Source organism: Streptomyces violaceorubidus (genome assembly GCF_000717995.1).
Classification (GTDB): Bacteria; Actinomycetota; Actinomycetes; order Streptomycetales; family Streptomycetaceae; genus Streptomyces; species Streptomyces violaceorubidus.
Map to the genome: position 1 here is coordinate 1 of NZ_JODM01000063.1, position 11019 is coordinate 11019.

An 11019-nucleotide genomic window follows, 5' to 3' on the forward strand; every position below is an offset into this window, starting at 1 on the left:
GTAAGCCAGGTGACTCTGATAGGCAAGATCCTCATTGGCCTGCGGCATACGCTCACCCATGACCATAAAAAAGAGAGCATTCGCCCAGTCAGGCACCTCAATCGCCATGACGGCTCAGCACTCCCCCGACGCCGCTCGTGGTGTTGCAAAACGCCCGGCAAGCAACACTCCGGACTCCCTGGGCCCCACCGAAGACGAGGCCGGAAAGTGGATTGTCCTCCCTACCCCCATGGCGACCGGTGACATGGTCACGGAGCTCAGCCTGCTCAGCGCCGTACACACGTAACTACCGTTCGCCCCTCCACCGGCACCGCCACCCTGCCTCGAACACCCTCGGACGAAGGGTGTCGCCCCAGGCAAAGGCAGCCTTGCCCCAGCGACCTGGCAGTCGTTGGCACTCCCACCTCATCTGCACCACGAAATCCGACCGTGCGCAGTTCACACGACGCCACGGCCGGCCGCAACGAAGGCATCGCCGTCTGCTTCCGGCACTTCCCCGACATCGAAGTCCTCCTGGACGACGGCTACCCCGGCCTGAGCCGCGACCACCGTGGCCAAGCCAACTCACCGCCCAGAGAACCGCGGCCGTGAGCATGGCCCGGCAGAGTCGAGCAGTGGGAACGGGACCGCCACGGGCACTCGTCCGACCGCATCACCGTCGAACATGCCCCTTGCCGATCACAAACGCTGGAAGCACCTTCTGCTCCCGCTTCCGGCTCGGTGTCGGCGAACCCCTCCGCGCCACTTCCCGGGACGACCGGCAAGAAGGCTCCAACCGCAGTGCCGTGCCGTGCGGCTCGGGGATGTGCGGATGGTTCCTGAGCACGCCGGGACCGCAGACGGGCGCGTTTCCTTCGTAACCACGACAGCGGTCGCGGTCAGGTAGGGACTTCGGGTGTCCCGTATTCAGGTGTGACCGTGGGGTCGGGTGCAGGGAGTGTGAGTGAGCGACATATGTCGCCCAGTCGTACGTGATGTATGTCGCAACGGATTGTCACAGCAAGGTGTTTCCTTCTTAACCGGCGGAAGGTTGAGTGACGGCTGTTCGTAACCTTCACCGCATGGGAGGAGACTCGTGGCCACGAGCGCGAGCCTTCGAAGACGACGCCGAATCGTCACAGCGTCGACAGTCACCGTATTCACCACTTTGTGTGCCGGTTTGGGGAGCGCCGGGTCGGCCACGGCACAGACCGGTGCCCCCCTGCCTGAGCTGAGGCTGGGGCAGTACAGCCATGACCTGGCCCTCCTCACGGGTGGGGGCGCGCCGCGGTCCGATGCGCAGTCCGAGACCGTCGACGGGCAGTACGTGGTGCGATTGCGGGAGGCACCCGTCGCCTCGTACACCGGTGGGGTCAAGGGCCTCAAGGCGACCAGGCCGGCGGCCGGGAGCAGGATTCAGGCGTATTCGGACGCAGCGGAGGGATATCGGCAGCACCTGGGCCAGGCGCAGCGCGACGTGCTTGCCGACTTCGGTGTGCGCTCGCAGCAGACCTACACGACGGCCTTCAACGGTTTCTCCGTCAAGCTGACCGGGGCTCAGGCCAGGGAGCTGACGGGGGATTCGCGGGTCGCGGCCGTTACACCTGTCCGTCGGGTCGAAGCCGACGCCGCGCCCCTGGCCGCGTCAAACGGGCCCCGTGCCGAAGAGGCGGTGGCGCAGAAGTCGGCGCGGTCCACACCCCGGCCGGTACATGGTTCCGACGTGGTCATCGGCGTGATCGATTCCGGAATCTGGCCGGAGAGCGCCTCGTTCGCCGCCACGATGCCGCCGCCTGCGGGCTGGCACGGCACCTGCCAGGCGAATGGGGACTTCCCGGCCTCTGCGTGCAACGGCAAGATCGTCGGAGCGCGGTACTTCGCCGACGGCTGGCTCAGTGCGTACGGTTCGCTTCCCGACGGCGAGACACTCTCGCCACGCGACATGATCGGACACGGCACCCACACCGCGTCGACCGCGGCCGGTCTGCCCGTCAAGCACGCGATGGTGCTCGGGCAGGACTACGGGGCGATCTCCGGGGCGGCACCGGATGCGCGGATCTCCGTCTACAAGGCGCTTTGGGGCGGCTCGGGCACGGACGCCGACATCCTCGCGGCGATCGACGCGGCGGTGGCCGACGGCGTCCAGGTGATCAACTACTCGATCGGCTCGTCGATGGGGGACTACCAGCCGAACAGCCCGATCGGGGACGCCTTCCTCAACGCCTATCTCGCCGGAATCTTCGTCGCGGCCTCGGCGGGCAACGACGGCATGTCCGGGATGATCAGCAACGCCGAGCCCTGGGTGACCACGGTGGGGGCGTCTGTCGAGCGGTCCCATGAGGCGACCGTGCGCCTCGGCGACGGCACCCGCATGGTCGGCACGTCGATGGACCGGCTGCCGTCGCTCGGCCGTACCCCGATCGTGTTCGCCGACCAGGCCGGTTCGCTCGACGAGGGCGCGCAGTTCTGCCTGTCCGGGAGCCTCGACCCCGCCAAGGTCAAGGGCAGGATCGTCGCGTGCGACTTCATGGACGCGGATGACGCGGTCGCGGCGGTCAAGGCCGCGGGAGGTGTCGGCGTCGTGCTCTTCCAGTCGACCGGCAACGTGCGGCTCAACGTGATCCACGGATTCCCGACCGTCTACCTGTGGAGCGCCGAGCAGGCGGGCAAGCTCTTCAACTACCTCTGGGCGCACCGCAACGACGGGACCGCGTCGCTGTCGGCGGGCGGGGACGGCAGCAGCCTCGTGGGAGTGCCCAGTGTGGCGGGTCTCTCGTCCTACGGGCCCGACCAGATGCACACCGGGCTGCAGAAGCCCGACCTCGTCGCTGACGGGATCGACGTGGTCGCGGCGGTGTCGCCCGCGGCCGGGGGGCGGCTCTTCGACGCGTATTCGGGCACCTCGATGGCGGCTCCGCACGTGGCGGGCATGGCCGCGGCTCTGCGCGCCGGGCACCCGCAGTGGTCGCCCGGCGCGACCGCCTCGGCACTGCGCACCACGGCCGCCGACACCCGGGGCACGACCAGCCCGCTGCGCCAGGGCTCCGGGCTGCCCCGGCCGGCGTCCGCCGACGATCCCGGTCTGGTGATCGAGCCCTCCGCCGCCGAGCTCACCGCGTTCGCGGCCGCGACAACGCCGGACGGCAAGGAGATCAACCTGCCGTCGATCGCGCTGCGCGAGTACGACGGCACGAAGCAGGTGACGCTCACGCGCCGGCTCACCAACGTCGGCACCCGGACCGAGAGGTACACCACGCAGGTCGACGGGCTCGCCGGCATGAAGGTGACCCTCACCCCGCGGACGTTCTCGGTGAAACCCGGCGCCACCGCGACAGTGACCATCACGCTGGAACGCGGCACCGCCACCTGGGACCGCTACACGACCGGCTCGCTGACCTTCGCCAGCGCCAAGCACCGGGTGCGCATGACCGTCGCGGGCCGGCCGTGGGGCTTCACACCTCGGCCGTACGACGACACGGGAATAGAGTTCGGCCGCACCGGCGGACAGGGCCAGGGAACCCTCGAGCCCGGATTCACCGGCCCTCTCACCGGGCGCACCACCGGGTACACGCCGGTGACCTGGACGGACAAGAAACTCACGACCTCCGTCAGCGGCGGCGTCTTCTCCCCTGCCGGAGTCGGCACCCAAGGCACGAGAATCGTGGTCCCGCCCGGTACGGCAGGACTGATCGTGCAAACGGCCTCGGACGATCCCGGCACCAACCTCGATCTCTACCTCTACAAGGACGGCAAGCTGATCGACCGGAGCTGGGCATCGTGGCACAGTAACGAACGCAGCGTCCGGTTCTTCCCGGAACCTGGCACCTACACCGCCTACGCGCACGCCCGAACGGCGGCCTCCCCCAACGTCCCCTACCGGCTCGGGGTGACCGTGATCCCCAAGAACGCCAACCGTCACAACACCACACTGACGACACCGTCGAGTGTGCAGCGCGGGGGGTTCTCCCAGGTGACCCTGAACCCGGTCGGCCCGCAGCCGGACGTCGAACAATGGGCGTACACCGAGTTCCGCACCGGACGAACCACCATACCCGGCCTGCTGATCAACTCCCGCTGAGCCGCCCTCCCCTGGTGACCAGCTCCAAGCCCTAGAGACAGGGGCCGGCCCTCCCGCCCGAGACAGGGGCCGGCCCCCACAGCAGGACCACTGCACACCGTTGCCTGCCGACGGCCGGAGACGACGCCGGCCGTGACGTCCACGACTCGGCGGCGTGTGCGACTCGGGTACCGCACGCACCACCCGCGGTCGATCCGGCGGCTTCTCGCCTTCGCCGTTCCTGCGCGTACCTTGACAGTTGCTGATCGCGTTCCGTTCCCATCTGCCAGCCTCGAACGACGAGTTGGAGTGCGCCATGTGTGGCGCGAGGAACGAGGGGGGATCGTGCGCTTGCATGTGCGATGTGCGAAGGCCGGCCTCGTGTCCGCTGCCGTTCTGCTGTCCAGTGCCGGGCTGGGCGTGGCGACCGCGACTTCGGCCTCCGCTGCCAGTGGATCTACGTGACGTACCGGGTCCGGCCCGACAAGACGGAGGTAGCGAGTGTCAGGTGGGCGCCTCCTCGTAGGCCGCGTAGCATCCGGCCCGGCGTGAGAAGTCGGTCGCGGCCATACCAGCGTAAGGTCGCTTGTTTGAATTTGGTGTCACATCGGACACGCCCCGACCGGAGCCCTGTCGGGGTCGCGCCGGGCGTGGTCGGCGTCATGGCCCCTGTCCGCCTCCGCGGCGGTGCGACCCGTGCAGGAGCGGAGAGCGTGGTGGGGGACCGGATCAGGTGAGCCCGGCATGCGATATATGGCGTCGCGCGGGTGGGTCAATATCTGTGCGCGCGGCTTGAGTTTTCATCGGAGCATGCGGGTAGATTCTCTGCCGCAATAAGCAGGGGGCGTTCTTCACCGCCCAGTGGCTGCTGTGACGTGCTACTGTCGATGTCAGTTGCGGTTGTGGTTGCCGAAAATTAAAGCTCTCCGGTCGGACCCTGTACCCTGGAAGCGCTTTTATATCTCCGGTCTTTTCCCGGGCGGGGTGATCATTGCGGCGACACGAGGTTCGCGCAGTGCGGATCTCGTATGACTGCCCCGAAGGAGAAATGAAACATGGCTGCTGGTACCGTGAAGTGGTTCAACGCGGAAAAGGGCTTCGGCTTCATCGAGCAGGACGGTGGCGGCCCTGATGTGTTCGCCCACTACTCGAACATCTCCGCCCAGGGCTTCCGCGAGCTGCTGGAAGGCCAGAAGGTGAGCTTCGACATCGCGCAGGGCCAGAAGGGCCCGACGGCCGAGAACATCGTTCCGGCCTGACGCTGACTGCCACATACTTGTAGCTGGGGCCCGCATCCTTCGGGGTGCGGGCCCCAGCTACATGCGTTTCCCGCAGCGATTTCACCTGTGGACGACAACCCGGACATCGTGCGCTTACCGCAAACGGAACGTCCTTCGAGGGTGCAGCCGCATCCTTTCAGCTACAGCGCAGTGGACGCTTCGAATGTCCGAGCCCACAGCGCCCCCAATCATTCCAGCGCACGCGCCGCACAGATTTTCTGGTGGCCAGATCCGCTGGCAAGGCCCACCGGTCCATTCTTGCGATTCTCCGTGCTGCTCATTGCTGCGGGAATTCCTTGATAGGTGCCGCATCGAGGAAGGTTCCGCATGAACCGCACACGCACGAACGACCGCTTCGCCCGCGCCCGTAAGGGCAGTGCCGACTCCAACAGGGGCGGCAGCCGCTTCGGTTCGCCGACGCCGCACCGTTCGGCCGGCCCGAGCCGCTCCGGCGGTTACGGCCGTCGGCCCGCCGCCGTCCAGGGGGAGTTCGCTCCCCCTCGGACGATCACCCCCGCGCTTCCGGCCGTGGAGGGCTTCGTCGATCTCGACATGCCCGGTGAGCTGCTGGCTGCGCTCGGCCAACAAGGGGTGACCGTCCCCTTCCCGATCCAGGCCGCGACCCTGCCGAACTCCCTCGCCGGCCGCGACGTCCTCGGCCGCGGGCGCACCGGTTCCGGAAAGACCCTCGCCTTCGGGCTGGCCCTGCTGGCCCGTACGGCCGGGCAGCGCGCCGAGCCCCGTCAGCCGCTGGGGCTGGTCCTCGTACCGACACGGGAGCTGGCGCAGCAGGTCACCGACGCGCTCACCCCGTACGCCCGCTCTGTGAAGCTGCGGCTGGCCACTGTTGTGGGCGGGATGTCGATCGGCAGGCAGGCGAGCGCGCTGCGTGGGGGCGCCGAGGTCGTCGTCGCCACACCCGGTCGCCTCAAGGACCTCATCGACCGCGGCGACTGCCGGCTGAACCAGATCTCCATCACCGTCCTCGACGAGGCCGACCAGATGGCCGACATGGGCTTCATGCCGCAGGTCACCGCCCTGCTCGACCAGGTCCGCCCCGAAGGCCAGCGCATGCTGTTCTCCGCCACCCTCGACCGCAACGTCGACCTGCTCGTACGCCGCTACCTGGCTGATCCCGTCGTGCACTCCGTCGACCCCTCGGCCGGCGCCGTCACGACGATGGAACACCACGTACTGCATGTCCACGGCGCGGACAAGCACGCGGCCACCACCGAGATCGCAGCACGCGACGGCCGCGTCATCATGTTCCTCGACACCAAGCACGCCGTCGACAGGCTGACCCAGGACCTGCTCAACAGCGGGGTACGGGCCGCCGCCCTGCACGGCGGCAAGTCCCAGCCGCAGCGCACCCGCACCCTGGCCCAGTTCAAGACCGGACACGTCACCGTCCTGGTGGCGACCAACGTCGCGGCGCGCGGCATCCACGTGGACAACCTCGACCTCGTCGTCAACGTCGACCCGCCGACCGACCACAAGGACTACCTCCACCGCGGCGGCCGCACGGCCCGCGCCGGTGAGTCCGGCAGCGTCGTCACGCTCGTCACCCCGAACCAGCGCCGCGGCATGGTCCGCCTCATGTCGGACGCCGGGATCCGGCCGCAGACCACCCAGGTCAGCCCGGGCGACGAGGCCCTCGGCCGGATCACCGGAGCCCAGACCCCGACCGGCATCCCGGTCGTCATCACCGCCCCGGTGACCGAACGCCCCCAGAAGCGCGGCGCCACCTCACGCGGCCGACGCCGCCCCGCCTCGACGACCCGGCGTACCCCCGCACTCCGGTCCACGGCCGGCACGGCCACCTAGACCGTTCTGATCACGAACCCCGCCCGTCTGCGCAGGAGGCACCCTTTGACGCCAGGACAGTTGCAGGATCGCTCCGTAGACGCTCGCCCCTTGCACGGCACGGTGGCCGACGTCATGGATGCCGCCGGGCCACAGGTCTGGCACGACATGACCGTCGAGGTGGCGTTGTCCGTGATGGCCGCCGCCCGTGCGGAGCATCTGGTCGTCTGCGACGAAGACGGCCGGTGCGTCGGCCTGGTCACCCAGACCCGGCTCACCGCCGTCCGGGACAGCTCCCGGTACACCGACCGGCTCCGCCTGGGTGACATCACCGACGGCAGCGGGCCCTTCGTCTCACCGTTGGCCACGAGGGAGGAAGCCGAGGACGCGGTGCCTTTCGGACGGCTCGGGCCGGTGCCCGTGGTCGACGCACACGGCAGCGCCCTGGGCGTCCTCGCACTCTCCCGCTGAACCGCCGTACGGCGGTCGACCCCATATCCTCTCCTGCCTGTGAGGCATCATGCGCTGTGTCATTGCCCGCTTCCCGTTCGACCTGACCAAGAGCGGCGTGCTGGAATCGATGAAGGGCGTCAAGCCCGAACCGGCCACCGGCGAGTCCGTGTGCATCGGACGACGCCACTACCCCGCCAAGCAGGTCGGCCAGGTCATCACCCGCCAGGACCGCCGCGACTTCAGCGCCGGCGAAGTCCTCAGGGCCATGGCCCTTCTGGGCTTCACCTGCCGCACCCTTCCCGAGGCCGCCCCCGTGCGCATCGACAGTCCGTTGCAGCGGGCTTCCGCGATGCTCGGCGCCCCCCACCTGTCCGTCTGACCGACGCGACAGGCGCGCGCCGACACCAGAACAGCGGTGAGGGCCCGACCGGCGTGCCGGTCGGGCCCTCACCGCATGCCGCATTCCCTGATCGGTGCGCGAGTGAGGGGGCAGCCCCGTGACGCCGTAGTGCATCCTGCTGCTGCGGTCAGCAGACGGCGAGGGAGATGGCAACGTAGTGCGCGGTGAAGGCGGCCACGGTCAGAACGTGGAACACCTCGTGGAAGCCGAACCAGCGTGAGCTGTACTGGGTTTTGTGGAGTCCCTGATGCCAGGGTTACGGTCCTGGCGAAGGAGAACCACCAGCACCATGCCAGCACCCCGTAAATACCCGGACGAACTGCGCGAGCGAGCGGTCCGCGAGGTCCGCACCACCGGCCGGCCCATCGCGCACGTCGCGAAGGACCTGGGCATCCACAAGGAGGCCCTGCGTGGCTGGGTCCGCCAGGCCGAGGCCGACCGCGGCGAGCGCGGTGACCGGCTCACCACCGCCGAGCTCGACGAGCTCAAGCAGCTCCGCAGGGAGAACGCCGAGCTGAGGCGGGCGAACGAGATCCTGAAAGCCGCCTCGGTGTTTTTTGCCCAGGAGATCGACCGTCCCCGGACGAGGCCGAGCAGGTGATCGACCACCTGCGCGACAAGGGCCTCGGGGTCGATCCCGTCTGCCGGGTGCTGGAGCTGTCGCCGTCGACGTACTTCGCCCGCAAAAGCGGCCGAAATCGGCCCGCCGGCTCCGCGACGAACAGCTCATGCCGCTGATCGAGGAGGTCCACGCGGAGTCGCGCGGCACCTACGGGCCCGCCGGATCACCCGGGCCCTGGGGCGAAAGGGGGCCGAGGTGGCCCGCTGCACCGTCGAGCGGCTGACGGCCGAGCTCGGTCTGGAGGGCGTCATCCGTGGCCGACGGCGCCGGACCACGCTCCCCGAGCCGTCGGCACCGCGTCCGCCGGACCTGGTCGACCGCGACTTCACCGCCCCGCGCCCGGATCAGCTGTGGGTGGCGGACATGACGTATGTCCGCACCTGGTCCAGGTGGGCATACGTGGCGTTCGTCCTGGACGTCCACTCCCGGATGATCGTCGGCTGGCAGGTCGCGAACCACATGCGGACCGACCTCCCGCTGGACGCACTGGAAATGGCGCTGTGGAGACGGAGGATCAAGACGGACTCCGGCCTCGTCCATCACAGCGACCGCGGATCGCAATCCGGATTACCCGGCTCGCCGACATCGGCGCCTCCGCGTCGGTCGGGTCCGTCGCGGACAGCTATGACAACGCGATGGCCGAGACCCTGAACGGCACCTTCAAGGCCGAGCTGATCGAGATGCAGGGCCCCTGGAAGGACGTCGACCAGGCCGAACGGGCGATCTTCCAGTGGATCACCTGGTACAACGAAGAGCGTCTTCACTCCGCGCTCGACTACGTGCCGCCGGCCGAATACGAGGAAGCCTTCTGGCGGAGCCAGGAGCCAACCCCGCAGTCCGCCTGAACCAATCAAGATCGGACTCTACGAAACTCGGTACAGCTCAGCGGGGCGAGGGATTGGGGCGCTGGACCGCGTACACCACCGCTCCCGCACTGTAGAGAAGACCGCCGGCCACTATCAATACGGGTTACCTGCGTTCGTGCAGGTCAACCTTTCGGCATCTCGGCCCACACACGGGCGGCCATTGCCTCGGCCTCGTCCTGCGGTGTTCCCGCCCGCACCAAGATGATCCCGCGAGACTGGTCCGGGAACGTGACCTCCCGCATTGCCGTACCCAACGGGCCCGTCGGATCGTCCGACATGGCGCCTCCCTTCGGCGGCTGCCAACCACGCTAACGGGACGCCGCCCAGAAGACGAGCACCGTCGCCCAGACGGAGGACAGCCCTGGGTCGCAGACAGCATGGGATCACCTGCCCTCTGACGGACACCTAGCAGCACGGTTCCGGCAAGGACGTCCCACTGGCCCCCTTTCTGCCGCGGGGAGTTCACCATGGACACCGCTTGGCCTTGGCGGTGTCCGTACGGTCCGGCCCGTCACCCGAGGTTTGTCCCCTTCATATCGCCGTGCAGGCGACGGCGCTGGGTGGGCCGGTGGTCTTCCGGGTCACTCCTTGCGGGCGGAACGGTGCAACTGCGCTATGCGCCCCGCGACGTAGTATCGATGCCACCCGTGACACCTCCGGTCGGCGGCGCTGGCATCGGGCCGCCTCGACCTCTCCCCCACCGACGTTTCCCACCTGCCCCGGGGGCTGGGCGACTTCGTGGTGCAGTTCCCCGGCCCGGCCGGCACTCTCGCGGTCGAGGCCGCCCTGAAGCTGGCCCGCAAGGTCACCGGACGCACCGAGGTCATCGCCTTCACCGGAGGTTTCCACGGCGCGTCGCTCGGAGCACTGGCCACCACGACCCTCCCCGCTGCTGCGCGGTGCGGCGGGGGTGCCCCTGACCGACGTGGCGATCCTCCCCTACGGCGACGCCGCCCACCCGGACGGGACCGACCCGGTCACCGCCCTGGAACGCGCCCTCGGCCCGCGCGCCGGGGCGGCCCCGCCCGCCGCGATCCTGCTGGAGACGGTCCGGGGCGAGGGCGGACTGCACACGGAACCCCGCACCTGGCTCGCCCGGCTGCGTGAACTCGCGGACGCGGCGGGCGCGTTGGTCATCGTGGACGACATCCAGGCGGGGTGCGGACGCACCGGGGACTTCTTCAGCTTCGAGGACACTCCGGAACTCCGCCCCGACCTCGTATGCCTGTCGAAGTCGCTCAGCGGGATGGGGCTGCCGATGGCGGCCCTGCTGATCCGCCGCGAGATCGACCAGTGGGCACCCGGCGAACACAACGGTACCTTCCGCGGCCACAACCTCGCCTTCGTGGCGGGTTCAGCGGCCCTGGCCCACTGGGCGGACCCGCGGTTCACCGCGCACACCGCGGAACTGGCCGCCGCGATCCCCACCAGCCTCACGAGCATCGACGCCGCGCTCCCCGCGGGGGGGTGCCTCTATGTCTTTCGTCAAGCGAGCTGTGGGGTTCGGGGTTCGTAGAAGGTTCCGTCGCGGAGCATGGCGAACAGGACGCTGGTGCGGT

Annotated in this window: 7 protein-coding genes and 5 pseudogenes; 9 read left to right on the plus strand and 3 right to left on the minus strand. The window is 68.9% G+C overall.

Annotated elements, in window-relative coordinates; translation table 11 throughout:
* Window positions 1-441: 441 nt before the first annotated feature.
* The 6 genes and pseudogenes from IE94_RS41775 to IE94_RS0133455 all read left to right on the plus strand — a co-directional run.
* A pseudogene (locus tag IE94_RS41775) lies at window positions 442-700 on the plus strand (transposase); the annotation flags it as partial.
* 609 nt (window positions 701-1309) lie between these two features.
* The gene (locus IE94_RS0133435) at window positions 1310-4057 is read left to right on the plus strand and encodes a S8 family serine peptidase (RefSeq protein WP_280922741.1); all 2748 of its coding nucleotides are present in this window, start codon (window positions 1310-1312) and stop codon (window positions 4055-4057) included.
* Window positions 4058-5091: 1034 nt separating this feature from the next.
* Window positions 5092-5295 (plus strand): cold-shock protein, encoded by a 204-nt coding sequence (locus IE94_RS0133440; RefSeq protein WP_030191973.1) that lies wholly within the window; start codon window positions 5092-5094, stop codon window positions 5293-5295.
* Window positions 5296-5643: 348 nt separating this feature from the next.
* Entirely contained in the window at window positions 5644-7140 is a 1497-nt protein-coding gene (locus IE94_RS0133445) for a DEAD/DEAH box helicase (RefSeq protein ID WP_030191975.1), read from the plus strand.
* 45 nt (window positions 7141-7185) lie between these two features.
* On the plus strand, window positions 7186-7590 hold the full coding sequence (locus IE94_RS0133450; protein WP_030191977.1) for a CBS domain-containing protein: 405 nt from the start codon (window positions 7186-7188) through the stop codon (window positions 7588-7590).
* Between the two features lie 49 nt (window positions 7591-7639).
* Window positions 7640-7951, plus strand: coding sequence for an SCO5918 family protein (locus IE94_RS0133455; RefSeq protein WP_030191978.1), 312 nt, complete (start codon window positions 7640-7642; stop codon window positions 7949-7951).
* A 148-nt stretch (window positions 7952-8099) separates the two neighbouring features.
* Here the strand turns inward: IE94_RS0133455 and IE94_RS41390 are convergent.
* A pseudogene (locus IE94_RS41390) lies at window positions 8100-8195 on the minus strand (PAQR family membrane homeostasis protein TrhA); the annotation flags it as partial.
* Between the two features lie 66 nt (window positions 8196-8261).
* Here IE94_RS41390 and IE94_RS36470 point away from each other — a divergent pair.
* Window positions 8262-9439 (plus strand): annotated as a pseudogene (locus IE94_RS36470) (IS3 family transposase).
* A 40-nt stretch (window positions 9440-9479) separates the two neighbouring features.
* Here the strand turns inward: IE94_RS36470 and IE94_RS41395 are convergent.
* Both IE94_RS41395 and IE94_RS40530 read right to left on the minus strand, forming a co-directional pair.
* A pseudogene (locus IE94_RS41395) lies at window positions 9480-9560 on the minus strand (PAQR family membrane homeostasis protein TrhA); the annotation flags it as partial.
* Between the two features lie 22 nt (window positions 9561-9582).
* On the minus strand, window positions 9583-9738 hold the full coding sequence (locus IE94_RS40530) for a hypothetical protein (RefSeq protein WP_167344000.1): 156 nt from the start codon (window positions 9736-9738) through the stop codon (window positions 9583-9585).
* A gap of 463 nt (window positions 9739-10201) precedes the next feature.
* On the opposite strand from IE94_RS40530, the pseudogene IE94_RS41640 reads away from it, so the two are divergent.
* Both IE94_RS41640 and IE94_RS36475 read left to right on the plus strand, forming a co-directional pair.
* A pseudogene (locus IE94_RS41640) lies at window positions 10202-10285 on the plus strand (hypothetical protein); the annotation flags it as partial.
* An 85-nt stretch (window positions 10286-10370) separates the two neighbouring features.
* Window positions 10371-10976 (plus strand): aminotransferase class III-fold pyridoxal phosphate-dependent enzyme, encoded by a 606-nt coding sequence (locus IE94_RS36475; protein ID WP_280922740.1) that lies wholly within the window; start codon window positions 10371-10373, stop codon window positions 10974-10976.
* Window positions 10977-11019 lie beyond the last annotated feature (43 nt).

What these genes read in the sequence shown, in the direction of transcription:
- IE94_RS0133440 (WP_030191973.1), top strand. Translation starts at nt 5,092, where the DNA reads ATGGCTGCTGGTACCGTGAAGTGGTTCAACGCGGAAAAGGGCTTCGGC.
- IE94_RS0133455 (WP_030191978.1), top strand. Translation starts at nt 7,640, where the DNA reads ATGCGCTGTGTCATTGCCCGCTTCCCGTTCGACCTGACCAAGAGCGGC.
- IE94_RS40530 (WP_167344000.1), bottom strand. Translation starts at nt 9,738, where the DNA reads ATGTCGGACGATCCGACGGGCCCGTTGGGTACGGCAATGCGGGAGGTC.
- IE94_RS0133445 (WP_030191975.1), top strand. Translation starts at nt 5,644, where the DNA reads ATGAACCGCACACGCACGAACGACCGCTTCGCCCGCGCCCGTAAGGGC.